Source organism: Desulfosporosinus acidiphilus SJ4, from assembly GCF_000255115.2.
In the GTDB taxonomy this organism is placed as follows: domain Bacteria; phylum Bacillota; class Desulfitobacteriia; order Desulfitobacteriales; family Desulfitobacteriaceae; genus Desulfosporosinus; species Desulfosporosinus acidiphilus.
Genome location: NC_018068.1, coordinates 3,680,159 through 3,694,429, shown reverse-complemented (window position 1 = coordinate 3,694,429; position 14,271 = coordinate 3,680,159). Strand labels below are relative to the sequence as shown.

16 protein-coding genes are annotated in these 14,271 nt (G+C 44.6%); all 16 read left to right on the top strand.

Going from position 1 to position 14,271, the window contains the following annotated elements; genetic code table 11:
- The 16 genes from rbfA (at nucleotide 1) to DESACI_RS16815 (ending at nucleotide 14,249) form a co-directional block, all read left to right on the top strand.
- The gene (gene rbfA, locus DESACI_RS16890; RefSeq protein WP_014828412.1) at nucleotides 1-375 is read left to right on the top strand and encodes a 30S ribosome-binding factor RbfA; all 375 of its coding nucleotides are present in this window, start codon (nucleotides 1-3) and stop codon (nucleotides 373-375) included.
- Complete coding sequence (locus tag DESACI_RS16885) at nucleotides 368-1,348, top strand: DHH family phosphoesterase (protein WP_014828411.1); 981 nt, start codon at nucleotides 368-370, stop codon at nucleotides 1,346-1,348. Before rbfA ends, DESACI_RS16885 begins: the two co-directional genes overlap by 8 nt.
- Entirely contained in the window at nucleotides 1,332-2,216 is an 885-nt protein-coding gene (truB, locus tag DESACI_RS16880; RefSeq protein WP_014828410.1) for a tRNA pseudouridine(55) synthase TruB, read from the top strand. The genes DESACI_RS16885 and truB overlap by 17 nt, the downstream gene beginning before the upstream one ends.
- A gap of 19 nt (nucleotides 2,217-2,235) precedes the next feature.
- Nucleotides 2,236-3,159, top strand: a complete 924-nt coding sequence (locus tag DESACI_RS16875; protein ID WP_014828409.1) for a bifunctional riboflavin kinase/FAD synthetase — start codon at nucleotides 2,236-2,238, stop codon at nucleotides 3,157-3,159.
- A 157-nt stretch (nucleotides 3,160-3,316) separates the two neighbouring features.
- Complete coding sequence (rpsO, locus tag DESACI_RS16870) at nucleotides 3,317-3,583, top strand: 30S ribosomal protein S15 (RefSeq protein WP_014828408.1); 267 nt, start codon at nucleotides 3,317-3,319, stop codon at nucleotides 3,581-3,583.
- 199 nt (nucleotides 3,584-3,782) lie between these two features.
- Nucleotides 3,783-5,936, top strand: coding sequence for a polyribonucleotide nucleotidyltransferase (locus DESACI_RS16865; protein WP_014828407.1), 2,154 nt, complete (start codon nucleotides 3,783-3,785; stop codon nucleotides 5,934-5,936).
- 71 nt (nucleotides 5,937-6,007) lie between these two features.
- Nucleotides 6,008-6,766: a polysaccharide deacetylase family protein gene (locus tag DESACI_RS16860; RefSeq protein WP_014828406.1), complete on the top strand. Its 759-nt coding sequence runs from the start codon at nucleotides 6,008-6,010 to the stop codon at nucleotides 6,764-6,766.
- Nucleotides 6,767-6,788: 22 nt separating this feature from the next.
- Nucleotides 6,789-8,006 (top strand): D-alanyl-D-alanine carboxypeptidase family protein, encoded by a 1,218-nt coding sequence (locus DESACI_RS16855; protein WP_014828405.1) that lies wholly within the window; start codon nucleotides 6,789-6,791, stop codon nucleotides 8,004-8,006.
- A 37-nt stretch (nucleotides 8,007-8,043) separates the two neighbouring features.
- Nucleotides 8,044-9,315 (top strand): M16 family metallopeptidase, encoded by a 1,272-nt coding sequence (locus DESACI_RS16850; protein WP_014828404.1) that lies wholly within the window; start codon nucleotides 8,044-8,046, stop codon nucleotides 9,313-9,315.
- A gap of 14 nt (nucleotides 9,316-9,329) precedes the next feature.
- Nucleotides 9,330-9,779: a dUTP diphosphatase gene (dut, locus tag DESACI_RS16845; protein WP_041276588.1), complete on the top strand. Its 450-nt coding sequence runs from the start codon at nucleotides 9,330-9,332 to the stop codon at nucleotides 9,777-9,779.
- Between the two features lie 283 nt (nucleotides 9,780-10,062).
- Nucleotides 10,063-10,374 (top strand): membrane protein, encoded by a 312-nt coding sequence (locus tag DESACI_RS16840; protein ID WP_014828402.1) that lies wholly within the window; start codon nucleotides 10,063-10,065, stop codon nucleotides 10,372-10,374.
- Between the two features lie 4 nt (nucleotides 10,375-10,378).
- On the top strand, nucleotides 10,379-10,648 hold the full coding sequence (locus DESACI_RS16835; protein ID WP_014828401.1) for a YlmC/YmxH family sporulation protein: 270 nt from the start codon (nucleotides 10,379-10,381) through the stop codon (nucleotides 10,646-10,648).
- A gap of 110 nt (nucleotides 10,649-10,758) precedes the next feature.
- Nucleotides 10,759-11,562, top strand: coding sequence for a 4-hydroxy-tetrahydrodipicolinate reductase (dapB, locus tag DESACI_RS16830; protein WP_041276587.1), 804 nt, complete (start codon nucleotides 10,759-10,761; stop codon nucleotides 11,560-11,562).
- A gap of 85 nt (nucleotides 11,563-11,647) precedes the next feature.
- Nucleotides 11,648-12,559, top strand: a complete 912-nt coding sequence (gene dpsA / locus DESACI_RS16825; RefSeq protein WP_014828399.1) for a dipicolinate synthase subunit DpsA — start codon at nucleotides 11,648-11,650, stop codon at nucleotides 12,557-12,559.
- An 18-nt stretch (nucleotides 12,560-12,577) separates the two neighbouring features.
- Nucleotides 12,578-13,165: a dipicolinate synthase subunit B gene (locus DESACI_RS16820; protein ID WP_014828398.1), complete on the top strand. Its 588-nt coding sequence runs from the start codon at nucleotides 12,578-12,580 to the stop codon at nucleotides 13,163-13,165.
- Nucleotides 13,166-13,259: 94 nt separating this feature from the next.
- The gene (locus tag DESACI_RS16815; RefSeq protein ID WP_014828397.1) at nucleotides 13,260-14,249 is read left to right on the top strand and encodes an aspartate-semialdehyde dehydrogenase; all 990 of its coding nucleotides are present in this window, start codon (nucleotides 13,260-13,262) and stop codon (nucleotides 14,247-14,249) included.
- The last annotated feature ends 22 nt before the right edge of the window (nucleotides 14,250-14,271 follow it).

Below are 14,271 nucleotides of genomic sequence, written 5' to 3'. Positions count from 1 at the left end.
ATGGCAAAACATCGACCGAACCGCTTGGCAGAAACCCTTAAGGAAGAAATTTCCCAATTAATTTTAGTTGAGCTAAAAGACCCTCGTATCGGTTTTGTAACCGTGACGAGTGTGGACGTAGCTAATGACTTAGCCCATGCTAAAGTTTATGTCAGTGTTATGGGCAGTGAAGAGGATGGAAAAGTGTCTTTAGATATTCTTAACAGAGCTGCCGGCTTTTTTAGGAGTGAGATTGGGAAACGTATTCGTTTGCGGCATGTACCTGCTATTGTTTTCGTCAACGATCCTTCGATTCAACATGGTGCCCATATTGCCAAGTTATTGCGTGATGTTGGCGCTGCGGATGATATAGACAAGGATGAAACACATGACTGAGCATTCATTAACGAAAGAAATTATAGAAGTTCTGAGAAAAGCGCCGTCGGTGGCGCTTTTCTCCCATGTCTCGCCGGATGGAGACTGCCTGGGATCTATGTTGGCCCTGGGGCTTGCCTTGGAAACAATGGGCAAGAAGGTTGCCTTTTTTAATCCGGATCGTGTTCCTGAAGCTTTGACCTTTTTGCCGGGTTCTGATCGTATTCAGCAATTACTGCCGAATCCTTTGCCGGAAGTTTTAGTCTTTACGGACTGTACAGACTTAAAACGTGTGACTTTAACCCCCGGTAATTTAGGGGACAGTATTGTTGTAAATATTGATCATCATATTTCCAATCAGAGATTCGGCAAGTTTAATTGGGTTGATGACAAGGCCAGCGCCTGCGCCGAAGTTTGTCTGACCCTGATCAAACAATTAGGTGTACTCATGGACAAAGATATAGCGACGAATCTCTATACCGGCATTGTAACTGATTCGGGATGTTTTCAATACAGTAATACGACAGCCAATACTCATCGCTTGACAGCAGAACTTATTGAGACGGGCTTAGATCTAACAATGATCCATCACCACCTTTTCGACCAAAAACCTCTTGCTCAAGTTAAGCTTCTGCAAGCTGCCTTAAATACTTTGGAGCTTTATGCTGATGGTCAGTTGGCGGTAATGACCTTAACCCTCGAGGACTTTCGGCAAAGCGGAGCTGTTCAGGAACATAGTGAGGGACTGGTTAATCATGCTCGAAGCATTCAAGGGGTTGAAGCTGCTGTTCTGCTCAAAGAAGTGGGCCCCCAAGAGATCAAGGGCGGTTTTCGCTCGAACTTGTGGTTTGATGTCAACAAGGTTGCCGCACAATTTGGCGGTGGGGGGCATAAGCGGGCTGCGGGATGTACCATGAAGGTTTCACTAACCGAGGCCAAGAAACAGGTTATCAGAGCCATAGAGGAGGGGTTAATTGTTGGACGGGCTCATTAACGTCCTCAAACCACCGGGTATGACTTCTGCTGATGTTGTGGGCTGGCTGCGTAAAACTCTTAAGACCAAAAAAATTGGCCATACCGGTACTCTGGATCCCGGAGTTGTAGGAGTCTTGCCAATTTGTGTAGGAAAAGGAACTCGACTTGCTGAATATATTACTGGGCAAGGGAAAACCTATCTAGCCGAGGTTACCTTTGGGATTGCCACCGACACCCAAGATTCTTTCGGGCAAAGAATCTTTGAACAAAAGCCTCAATTGCAGCGAACTGAAGTTGAGGAAGCCTTAAGGAAATTTGCCGGGAACGTTTCACAAATTCCCCCTATGTATTCGGCGGTACGCAAAGAAGGCAGGCACTTATATGAATATGCCCGGCAGGGATTTTCTGTCGAGCGTGAGGCGCGTGAAGTCACAATATCCAAGATTGAGCTGAAGAAATGGTATGATGAAGAATTTCCGAGGGCCTTACTGCATATTGAATGTTCCAAAGGGACTTATATTCGAACGTTATGTCATGACTTAGGTGAGGCTTTAGGCTGTGGGGCGTATATGTCCTTTTTGCTGCGAGTTCGTTCGGGACCCTTTGAAATTCTAAGCAGCTGGACTCTTGAGGAGATAGAGGAAGTTGTTCAAAAGGATTCGTTTCCCTTTTTACTGCCTCTAACAACCGGCATCGATCTTCCGAAGGTATATTTAACAACCGCCCGAGCTAAGGCTTTTCGCAATGGGTTATCAACTAAGAGAGAGTTGGTTCGAACGTCAAGTCCTGTTTCAGATTCTCAGGTTCAAGTGCTTGAGGGGGATATGCTGATCGGCATCGGAATGTGGCGTGAGAATTCTCTCGTCCCTTATAAAGTTATTGGATGATTTAGGAGGTCAGAAATCCGTGCAAGTTCGAACAAGTATGCCAATAAATAATGAACCATGCGTGTTGGCATTAGGAAACTTTGATGGAGTACACCTTGGACATCGTCGCTTGCTTGAACATGGATTGAGACAAGCCGAAGAATTAGGGGTAGACCTTAGCGTTTTGCTCTTTGAGCCGCATCCCTTAAAAGTTTTGCATCCCGAGCGAGGAATTCAGCTGCTTACAACCAATCAAGAACGTTTAAATTATTTTGAGAAGATTGGGGTAGATACTGTATTTCTTATTCCCTTTACCCGCGAGATGGCGGATACTTCTCCGGAGGACTTCGTTGAGAAGATTCTCATTCCTCTGGGAGCTGTTCGTGTGGTGGTGGGATTTAATTATTCCTTTGGTGCTCAAGGTAAGGGAACTCCGGAATTAATTCAGTTATTGGGTAAAAAACATGGATTTGGTGTCAGCGTTCTCCAAGCCCAGATGCTTGAGGGAAGGGTTATTTCTTCGAGCAGTATTCGCAAAGCTCTGCTCCAGGGAGATATCCCTTTGGCATTTTCTTTACTGGGGCGATCACCTAGTTTAAGCGGAACTGTGATTCATGGGGAAGAACGAGGACGATTATTAGGTTTTCCAACAGCAAACATTCTTCCTGCTGAGGATTTACTAATTCCCAAGCGAGGCGTCTATGCCGTTTGGTCAACAATTGATGACCGTTGTGTATCGGGCATGATGAACATTGGTATGAAGCCGACATTTCATGATATGTATGGTATAAGTGTTGAAGTTAATTACTTTGATTACGACGGAGACTTATATGGCCGCGAATTAACAGTTCACATTAAGGAACGTTTGCGTGACGAACGTAAATTCAATGGTATTAACGAACTATTGCTTCAATTAAAGACCGATAAAATGAAAGCGGAGAGTCTGCTTAAAGAGTGTCTTTAAGCCCGTATCCTAAAGTAATTGCCCTAATACTATATGAACTTTACAAAAGCCATAGAACCATGTATACTTAAAGACTGTGGAACCACTGACTCGGCTTATACGAATCTCCGACGATGAGCTGGGCAGCAGGGAATATTAAATATTGGAGGAAACTAACATGATGACACCTGAGAGAAAACAAGAGATTATACTTAAGTATGCTCAACACGAAGGCGATACAGGCTCACCGGAAGTACAAATCGCCCTCCTCACAGAGCGGATTGCCTATTTGACAGAACATTTTAAGACTCATAAAAAAGACCATCATTCACGTCGTGGCCTCTTTAAGATGGTAGGTTCCAGACGTTCGCTCTTAAACTACCTTAAGAAAGTTGACTTTGAGCGTTATCGTAATATTATTACCTCACTCGGTCTGAGAAGATAATAATGGTATCACGAACAGAAGTGGATCTAATGATCCACTTCTTTTTAACGTTATTATATTAAAGAGTGCCCTTGAATTAGCGAATAATTAAGAGATATTCCAATATGAAGAGTTTTTTTTGCAAATTGCAGGAAATACTAATAATATGTCGAAGAGGAAACAAGTTAAAAAGGATTGAAAGTTTTAAGGAGGTTCCATTGTGAAACAGGAAGTATTTGAAAAGTCAATCTCCGTCGGTGGGCGAACGATGACTTTCCAAACCGGAAAAATCGGTAAACAGGCGGGGGGCGCAATTTTTCTTCGTTATGGAGATACGGTGGTTTCTGCTTTTGCTACCTGCAGTTCAGCGCCCAGGGAAGGTATTGACTTTTTTCCCTTGACGGTAGAGTTTGAAGAGCGGATGTATGCTGCTGGGAAAATTCCGGGTGGATTCATTAAGCGTGAAGGCAGAGCCAGTGAAAAGGCTACATTATCAGCCCGTTTAATAGATCGTCCTATTCGTCCATTATTTCCGGAAGGGTTTCGAAATGATGTTCAAGTGGTAGCAACAGTTATGTCCGTCGATCAAGACTGTGCCACGGATATCACAGCGATTAATGCCGCATCAGCGGCCCTGGCTGTCTCAAATGTTCCTTTTGAGGGACCTATCGCAGCGGTTACTGTCGGACTCGTGGATGGGGAATTTATTATTAACCCTACAATTGAACAGAGCGGCAAGAGTCAGATGCACCTGACGGTAGCAGGAACCCAAGAAGCGGTTATGATGGTTGAAGCAGGTGCTCAAGAAGTCGCTGAAGATTTAATGCTGGAAGCGATCATGTTCGGTCATCAAGAAATCAAAACGATTGCCAAGTTTATAGCTGATTATCGTGAAGAAGCTCTGGCTTTGGGATTAGCAAAAGAAAAAATTGAAGTGCACTTTGAAAAAATCCCTGACGCGATGGTTGAAGCGGTTAAAGCCTATGCTTATAATAAATTAGATGCAGCGGTGCGGGTGGAAGAGAAAAAGGCTCGGGAAAATGCCATCGATGCCGTTAAAGCTGATGCCTTGAATTATTTTGAGGCTGAGTTTCCGGATGATATGAAGACGGTCGGAACCATTTTAGAGGACATGGTGCATTTAATCGTTCGCCGCTTAATTACTGATGAACATATCCGACCCGATGGGCGTGCAGTTGACGAAGTGCGGCCGCTCAGCATAGAAGTGGGTCTTTTACCCCGTACTCATGGGTCAGGACTTTTTACACGAGGTCAAACTCAAGTGTTGACGGTTGCCACCCTCGGAGCTGCCGGCGATGAACAAATCTTGGACGGATTAGGCCTCGAACGCTCAAAACGTTACATACATCACTATAATTTCCCGCCCTACAGTGTGGGAGAAATACGGCCTATGCGAGGACCCGGCCGCAGAGAGATTGGCCATGGCGCTCTTGCGGAAAGAGCTCTTGTTCCTGTCTTGCCGGATGAAAATGAATTTCCCTATACGATTCGCCTGGTATCGGAAGTATTAGAATCCAACGGCTCCAGTTCTATGGCCTCAGTTTGCGGTAGTACTCTCTCGCTGATGGATGCAGGCGTACCTATTACTGCACCGGTAGCCGGGGTAGCCATGGGACTCATTAAAGAAGGGGATAATTTCGCAATTCTCACGGATATCCAGGGCTTAGAAGATCATTTTGGAGATATGGATTTCAAAGTTGCAGGAACGACTAAGGGAGTTACTGCCTTGCAAATGGATATAAAGATCAAAGGAGTTTCCCGTGAAGTCCTAGCTCAGGGTTTGAAACAGGCCAAAGCAGGTCGTCTTTTTATCCTTGATAAAATGCTGGCTGTTTTAGATAAACCTCGCCCGCAGCTCTCAGTCTATGCTCCGAGAATTATTACGACATCAATTCATCCTGATAAAATACGCGATGTCATTGGACCAGGAGGAAAAACCATCAAGAAGATCATCGATGAGACGGGTGTTAAAATTGATATTGAAGATGACGGCCGCGTCTTTATCTCTTCCCTTGAAGGAGAAGGCGGCGAACAAGCTTTAAAAATTATTGAATCTTTAACTCAAGACGTTGAAGTCGGTAAAATCTACAAAGGGAAGGTTACCCGGGTCATGGATTTCGGAGCTTTTGTTGAGGTTATTCCCGGAGTCCTAGGTTTAAGCGGTAAAGAAGGTCTGGTGCATATTTCTCAGCTCTCTTCGGAACGGGTGGAAAAAGTTGAAGATGTCGTCAAGGTTGGGGATGAAATTACGGTGAAAGCTACGGCCATTGATAAACAGGGACGCTTAAATCTTTCCCGTAAAGAGGCCATGGCCAGCACTAGAAAAGAGCCTCCCGTAAATCCCGCGAAATAACGTTAATATTTTTTCAATGACCAGTCTGTAAGTTCCCCCCCAAGCATAAATTTAGGGAAGGGGGGAAGCTAATGTTCATTAACTTAAAAATCTCGCGACGAATTCTCTCGTTAGGCGGGATTTTCTTTCTATTATTCGTTGGTATATTGCTGGAACACAAGATGGTGCTTACCGGTGTTCGCAGTTCCAAACCTGTGGAGCAGATCAGTACCGAAGAGAAAGTCATTGCCCTGACCATCAATGTTGATTGGGGCGAAGAGTTTATTCCGGCAATTTTAGACGTTTTAGATAAAGAAAACGCTAAGGCGACGTTCTTTGTGACAGGCCGATGGGCTAAGAAAAATCCCGAATTGTTAAAACGGATAGCGAGTCGAGGACATGAAATTGAAAATCATGGGTATTCACATCCCCATCCAGATAATCTATCCGTTGGAGCAAATCAGGAAGAGATCAAGAAAACAGAAAGCATTATTCAGGGGATTATTGGCAAAAGGACCCACTTCTATGCACCGCCTTATGGGGAAAAGGGGGCTTCAGGCTTACGAGCTGCAGATTTATTAGGTTACCAGACAATTTTGTGGACGTTAGATACGGTGGATTGGCGGGAAGACAGTACCCCGGAAGTTATTGTCCAACGTATTGTTAATCCTGCTGTGAGGTTCGGCATCAGACCGAAAAAAAATGGGGCTATAGTCCTGATCCATCCAAAATTGAATACTGTGAAGGCCTTACCAATCATCTTAAGTCAGTTGACGCGTGATGGATTTGCGTTTCAAACACTCGATGCACTAATAACATTTGATCAGATCGGAAATACTACCTCACGATGAACTTAAAAGTTGAGGTGGTTCGATGATCAGTAGAAAGTGGACGCGTGCTTGGGCCTGCGTCCTTCTTTGTACCGTAGGTTTTACTTGGTTTGGGATAAAGCCTGTGGATGCAGCTCAGTCAAATCAAGCGGTTAAATCGTTAAAATCGACTAAAACGTCCCGTCCCCAACCACGCTTAAAACGGAAGATTCCGGCAAAACCTTCGGTTCCCCCGGAATCTTCCGTTCCAGAGCAAGGTCCTGGCAAGATTAGTGCAGATGCAGCTGTTCTTATGGATGTTAAGACAGGTGATGTTCTTTTCGGAAAACAGGAAAATAAACCTCGACCGCCCGCCAGTACGACTAAGATAATGACCGCGATTTTGGGGTTGGAACTTGGCAGTTCGGACGAAGTGGTTACGGTCAGTCAAAAAGCTGCTAATGTTGGTGAAGCAACATTGCATCTTGACCCAGGTGAGAAAATCAATCTTTATGAACTCATTACCGGAGCCTTAGTTAAATCGGGAAATGATGCCTGTGTGGCGATTGCAGAGCATATTGCGGGAAGTGAACAACAATTTGTTCATTTCATGAATATGAAAGCCTTAGCCTTGGGAGCGCAAAACACCCATTTTGGAAATACCAACGGGTTACCCCTTAAAGATCATTATTCTACGGCCTATGACCTTGCCCTTATGGCTCGTCATGGCTTATCTATACCTCAATTCGCCTCAATTACACGTCAAAAAGAAACGGAGATTCATTTTCTGGAACCTGACGTTATTATGGATTTACGTAACACCAATAAACTGCTATGGAACTATCCTTATGCAGATGGTGTCAAAACCGGAACTACCACGGCAGCGGGCAAATGCCTTGTTGCTTCGGCGACTAAAGACGGTCGCCAACTCTTAGTGGTTGTACTCAAAGCTCCTGACCGGTTTGGGGATGCTAAGAAATTATTGGAGTGGGGGTTTAACAATACTGAAATTGTACGTTTGGCGAATGCCGGACAGGCTATTGGGGAATTTACTAAGTCCAAGGATCCTGTTCAGGTATTTACGGAAACTCCGGTAGAAGTTAGCATTCCTAAAGTTGAACATTCGAAACTCCAAACCCATATTGTATGGGAAAAGAATGGAGATCTTCCAATAAAGGCAGGAGAGAGACTGGGGCGCTGGGAAGTCTGGCTGGGCAAACAAAAAGTAGGCAGTGTTCCTTTGCTGAGTGAGTGTGATGTAGCTAAGAATCACTCGTTGTAAAGTTTCTATTCCTTTGGGAAATAGGGGAGTGAATTAATTGTATCAAAAGATGGTGTTACCAAACGGAGTTAGAATTATTACGGAAGAAATTGAACATGTAAGATCAGCTGCCATTGGAATTTGGGTCGGAGCGGGATCAAGAGATGAACGGACAGGATATGAGGGTATATCTCATTTTATTGAGCACATGTTTTTTAAAGGCACTGAACATAGGAATGCCCGTGCTTTGGCAGAGTCGCTGGAAGCAGTGGGCGGTCAATTAAATGCCTTCACCACAAAAGAATATACGTGCTACTACGCCAAGATTCTCGATGAAGATCTGGACCTGGCTATTGATGTTTTGAGTGATATGTTTTTTAGCTCACTCTTTGATGAAAAGGAAATTGAAAAAGAAAAAAACGTGGTTATTGAAGAAATAAAAATGTATGAGGATTCTCCGGATGAATTGATTCATGATATTTTTTCCGAACAAGTCTGGAATGATAATCCTTTAGGCAAACCGATTTTAGGAACGGAGGAGAGTATCCGCGATTTAACTCGGGAAAAGATTTTGACCTTCCTTTCTGAGCATTATGCTCCGGATAATGTGGTTATTTCCGTGGCAGGCAAAATTAAGCATGATGATATTGTGGCAAAGCTTTCAGCTCATTTTGGGACCTTTAGACGAGGTGGACGACGAATTCTCGAAGAGACTCCCATTGGAAAGAAAGTCGAACGTTACCAGACGAAAGACACGGAGCAGATGCACATACTTATTGGAGTTCCCGGTTTGGGTCAGGACGATGAGGATATTCATGCTATGCATATCTTCAATAACGTCTTAGGCGGTGGCTTGAGTTCCCGCTTATTCCAAGAAATCAGGGAACAGCGCGGGCTTGCTTATTCTGTTTACTCGTATCACTCCACCTATGTAGATACCGGCTTGTTTGCCATCTACGCCGGAACAAGTCCCAATAATACTCAAGAGGTTATTGAATGTATTCTTGAGGAGATAAAGACGATTCAAAAGAACGGGATTACTGCTGAGGAACTTGAACGAACAAAGGCCCAAATTAAAGGTGGGCTTTACTTAGGATTGGAATCGGTAAGCAGTCGCATGAGTCGTTTAGGGAAGACTGAACTAACCTACAATCGAGTAATTTCTCCGGAAGAAGTAGTGGAAAAGCTCGAAAAAGTGACTCAAGAGGATGTCGTACGAGTGATTGGCCGTCTTTGGCAAAAAGACAAGATTAGTATTATGACCCTAGGCCCTTCTGGTCATGAAGTTATTTTAGCCGATTTGTTAAAGAAGACAGGCTGGGGTGACTAAGGTTGGAGGTTGGAATAACAAATTCAATCCCTGTGAAGGTAAAAAAAGTTTCTTCTCAGGCAGTGCTTCCGGCTTATGCAACTCCGGCCTCAGCGGGTGTCGACCTGTGTGCCTGCCTTGAAGAAAAGTTCGTTATAAACCCCGGCGACCAGGTAAAGATCCCTACGGGAATTGCCATTGAGCTGCCAAGCCAATATATGGTTGCTTTAGTTTTTGCCAGGAGCGGATTGGCCAGTCGGTCCGGTATTGGGCTCACCAATGGAGTAGGTGTGATTGACTCCGATTATCGAGGAGAAATTCAAGTGCTGCTGCAAAATCTTGGCTCAGTTCCGGTGACGATAAACCCTGGAGATCGGATTGCTCAAATGGTTTTTATGCCGGTATTTCAGGCCCATTTGCAAGAGGTATCAAACCTTGGAGAAACGGTTCGCGGCACAGGTGGTTTTGGCTCCACGGGTATTTGAGACTATCCCGCCAAAGAAATCTTGCCTTCACATTCCCACGTTGCATGCCTAATTATTAAAGAAAGGCGTTCTCACAGCACTATAGCAGTAGCGTGACAACGCCTCTGCTATTTATCCCCACTTTCTATAAGTTGGGTTTTTCATTTCTCTTGTATGATGAGATAAATTCTTAGATGAGATTATTAATGCTGGAACTGGAAGGAGGAGGAAAATAATGATCCTTCTCTTTTCTTGTTCTAGGGTGGTAGGCTTAATCATAAAATCCCCTTGAGGGGGAATGACGATGCAAGCCCTTGGGGTTATGATATTGGTGGCAGGTGTGATTATATCCGTGCGCGAGCGCAGGTTTATGATCATGTGGCGGTCGAAACCGCCTTCAAATCAGTTAGCAACTGCTTTGAGTCAATTAGTAGGTACTGCCGGTGGAATTTATCTTTCTCTTGAATTATTATTTTCGTTTTTAAAGATTCCTGAGGATTGGTGGAACAACTCAAACTTTTTTGTAGAACCTTTAGCAGTGTTTTCTTTGATCTTGGCTATCCTACAGCCATTTGGCTTAAAGGCTTGGCTGAAACTGAAAAGAATCGGGGGGTGAATAGATGCTGTTAAGTGATCTGGCCGGAAAAGAAATTATTAATTTGAACGATGGAGCAAAACTAGGTCTCGTTGGTGATGCAGACATTGATATCTCTTTAAATGGTAAGATTGAAGCTATTATTATTGCCTCCCGGGGAGGATTTTCGGGTTTTTGGAGTTCCAGAGGTGATCGAGACCGGGATCAGATGGTAATTCCCTGGCAAACAATAAAAAAAGTGGGTTCAGAGGTAATTATTATAGATTTACACGATAAGTCTGAGAATAAACGGTAATATTCAATTTGACAGAGAAGGTCATAGCAAATAAAATGAAGGGAAAAGCTTTAACCCCGGATTGCATTCAGCAACGGGGTTTTGCCTTATTATCGCAGGAGGGGTTTCCATTGAAAAAAATCCGTGTTTTCGTAGCTGGGGCAAGTGGAAAGATGGGACAGGAAGTGATACGAACTCTTGTCAAAGAAGATGATCTAATTTTGGTAGGCGCTTCAGATACACGTCAGCAAGGGATGGACGTTGGATTTGTGGTGGGCCTCCCGCGAATGGGCTTAGATATATCAGGTCCTTTCGACGTAGAAAGTCTACGTACGTTTCAAGCGGATGTTTTAGTGGATTTCACAAATCCGCAATCGGTCTTAAAGAATGCCAAAACTGCAATTCTTGCCGGGGTTGTTCCAGTCATTGGGACTACTGGCTTGGATGAAGCTGAATTAGAAGAGATACGGACTCTGGCAGTAAAGGAAAGTGTGGGGGCTTTCATTGCACCAAATTTTTCTATCGGAGCACTTTTAATGATGAGATTTGCCAGAGAAGCAGCTAAATATTTCCCTCATGTCGATATTCTTGAACTGCATCATGATCAGAAGCTTGATGCCCCCTCAGGAACAGCCATAAAAACGGCCGAACTGATCTCGGAAGTGCGCCCTCCCATGGTTCAGGGACACCCCAATGAATATGAGAAAATCCCAGGAGCACGTGGTGCTGATCTAGGAGGAATTCATATTCATTCGGTACGTTTGCCGGGATTAATTGCTCATCAAGAGGTATTATTTGGAGGTTTAGGACAAGCTTTAACAATCCGGCATGATGCCTATACCAGAGAGACCTATATGCCGGGGATAATGCTTGCCATACGCAAAGCTGCTGACTTAACTGAACTTGTAGTAGGCCTTGAGAATTTCCTCGATTAGGTAATGATCACGCGTAACCGCTGCTCTTCTTCCCTCATATAATGAATAGTAGTCAATGGGACACTGTCTCAAAGGGGGCATAAAGATGAGTGCGGGTCTGAAAGGAATTCGTGTGGCGGTAATTGGGGGTGATGATCGGGAACTGTTTTTGATTCCCGAACTTCAAAAACAGGGGGCCTACATAGTCGGGGTCGGATTTGAAAAGGCTTCACCCAACCCGGGAGTGACACTTGTATCATCCCTTCTCGAAGCGGTTGGTCAAGTGGATGTGTTGCTTTTTCCAATGTTCGGCACCGATGAACGTGGGACAGTTAAAGCCAAATACTCTGCTTCGCCAATCGTGCTGAATAAAGAGGTGCTTCAGGCTATTCCGACACGCGTTCCGCTGATTATTGGCTTTGCGCGTCCGGCTTTGAAATCAGCAGCAGAAAACATGGGAATCCAGTTAGTGGAAACGATATACCTTGATGAACTTGCTATCCTTAATTCTATCCCTTCAGCAGAAGGAGCTATTCAGATGGCCATGGAGGCCACGAACATAACGATTCACGGAAGTGAAAGTTTTGTTCTGGGATTAGGTCGAACCGGCTGGTCCTTAGCGAGAATGCTCCAGGGCATTGGCGCAAACGTCAGTGGGGTTGCCCGTAAGCCAACCGATTTAGCCCGTGCTGTAGAGATGGGACTCAAACCAGTTCATTTTGCGGATCTAGAAGAAGAGATTGGGCGTGCAGAGATTATTTTCAACACAGTTCCTCATCTCATCTTAGACCGTGTTATGTTGGAAAAGGTGGCAAGAGATGTGGTAATCGTCGATTTGGCTTCTATTCCGGGCGGAACTGATTTTGAATTTGCCCAATTATTGGGCCTCAAAGCAATCCTTGCTCCGGGTCTCCCTGGTATTGTAGCACCCAAATCTGCCGGCAGAATTCTCGCTCAAATTTATCCGCAACTTATTCTTCGTCACTTGACCACCACGATTGCCAATGTTCAGTCTTAAATGTGGAGGTGCGAAGGGATGCAGTTTGACGGGTTAAAAATTGGTTTTGCTCTTACCGGATCACATTGTATGTTGCATGAAGTAGTCAAGGTCATGAAACGTTTAGCAGATGAAGGAGCGGTCGTGACACCAATTGTCTCCTATTCTGTAGATACTATGGACACTCGCTTCGGCAAGGCCGAGGATTGGAAAGGCCAGTTTAAGGAAATAACGCAGAAGGATATTATTCACACGATCCCTGAAGCCGAGCCAATTGGTCCTAAGAAAATGTTTGATTGTGTGGTAATAGCCCCATGTACGGGCAATACTCTCGCAAAGCTAGCCAACGGGATCACGGATACTCCTGCTCTCATGGCTGCTAAATCCCACCTTCGCAATCAAAGTCCAGTAGTACTTGCTATATCAACTAATGATGGACTGGGACTTAACGCTCGTAATATCGGAACACTGCTCATTACCAAAAATGTTTATCTCGTACCCTTTGGTCAAGATAATCCTGCCATTAAAGCAAATTCATTAGTAGCACATATGGATAGAATTCCAGATACCATACTAATGGCACTTGAAGGAAAACAGATTCAGCCAGTCCTGTGGGATTATCGATAATATTATGATTATATTAAGTAAAGGTATCAGGTGCCTTGTTCAAGACAAGGCACCGCCCTGATAAGCCTTTTACTTACTAAGGAGGAAAATTTGTATGTCAAATGTAGCAATTGTTGGTGCAACCGGTGCAGTCGGGCAGGAATTCTTAAAAATTCTTGCCGAACGTCATTTTCCTGTTGAAGAACTGAGACTATTGGCAACGAAACGATCTGCCGGAAAACGGGTGACCTGGCAAGGGCGTGAACTAGAGGTTCAGGAGACAACTCATGAGAGCTTCAAGGGTATCGATATCGCACTTTTCGCAGGCGGTTCTGCAAGTACGGAATATGCACCTTCTGCCGTAAAAAGCGGAGCAGTGGTTATCGATAACAGCAGTGCTTTTCGTCTTGATCCGGAGGTTCCGCTGATTGTCCCTGAGGTAAACCCAGAGGATGTAAAAGGCCATAAAGGGATTATAGCAAACCCTAATTGCTCCACGATTATCATGGCTGTAGCCCTAAAGCCAATTTTTGATATAGCCGGTATACGGCGTGTCGTCGTATCCACATATCAGGCCGTTTCCGGAGCAGGGCGTGAGGGTATTGAGGAATTGGAAGCAGAGGTTAAAGCTTGGTCGAAGGGTGATGGAATGACTCCCGCTGTTTTCCCTTACCAAATTGCCTTTAATCTTATTCCCCGCATTGATGTATTCCAAGAAGGAGATTACACTAAAGAAGAGTGGAAAATGGTTAAAGAAACACAAAAGATTTTCCATGCCCCGAATATGGCAATTACAGCTACCACCGTGCGGGTGCCGGTCTTCCGCAGTCATTCGGAATCAATTAATGTCGAAACTGAAAAACTCGTCAGCGTCACTGAAATTCGGGAGGCTTTAAGTCAAGCGCCGGGCGTTATCGTCGATGATGATCCTAGCAATGATCGCTACCCCATGCCGTGGTTCAGCGCAGATACGGACGAAGTTTATGTTGGCCGTTTGCGTAAAGACTTTTCGATTGCTCAAGGGATTAATATGTGGGTTGTGGGAGATCAAATTCGTAAAGGTGCGGCCACTAACGCAGTGCAAATTGCGGAACTGCTGCTGTAATAATTCGAGGCACGAGAAACAT

Excerpts from the sequence above, each read along its gene's own strand:
- rbfA (WP_014828412.1), top strand. The coding sequence starts at position 1 with ATGGCAAAACATCGACCGAACCGCTTGGCAGAAACCCTTAAGGAAGAA.
- DESACI_RS16885 (WP_014828411.1), top strand. The coding sequence starts at position 368 with ATGACTGAGCATTCATTAACGAAAGAAATTATAGAAGTTCTGAGAAAA.
- rpsO (WP_014828408.1), top strand. The coding sequence starts at position 3,317 with ATGATGACACCTGAGAGAAAACAAGAGATTATACTTAAGTATGCTCAA.
- DESACI_RS16860 (WP_014828406.1), top strand. The coding sequence starts at position 6,008 with ATGTTCATTAACTTAAAAATCTCGCGACGAATTCTCTCGTTAGGCGGG.
- DESACI_RS16855 (WP_014828405.1), top strand. The coding sequence starts at position 6,789 with ATGATCAGTAGAAAGTGGACGCGTGCTTGGGCCTGCGTCCTTCTTTGT.
- DESACI_RS16840 (WP_014828402.1), top strand. The coding sequence starts at position 10,063 with ATGCAAGCCCTTGGGGTTATGATATTGGTGGCAGGTGTGATTATATCC.
- DESACI_RS16835 (WP_014828401.1), top strand. The coding sequence starts at position 10,379 with ATGCTGTTAAGTGATCTGGCCGGAAAAGAAATTATTAATTTGAACGAT.
- dpsA (WP_014828399.1), top strand. The coding sequence starts at position 11,648 with ATGAGTGCGGGTCTGAAAGGAATTCGTGTGGCGGTAATTGGGGGTGAT.
- DESACI_RS16820 (WP_014828398.1), top strand. The coding sequence starts at position 12,578 with ATGCAGTTTGACGGGTTAAAAATTGGTTTTGCTCTTACCGGATCACAT.
- DESACI_RS16815 (WP_014828397.1), top strand. The coding sequence starts at position 13,260 with ATGTCAAATGTAGCAATTGTTGGTGCAACCGGTGCAGTCGGGCAGGAA.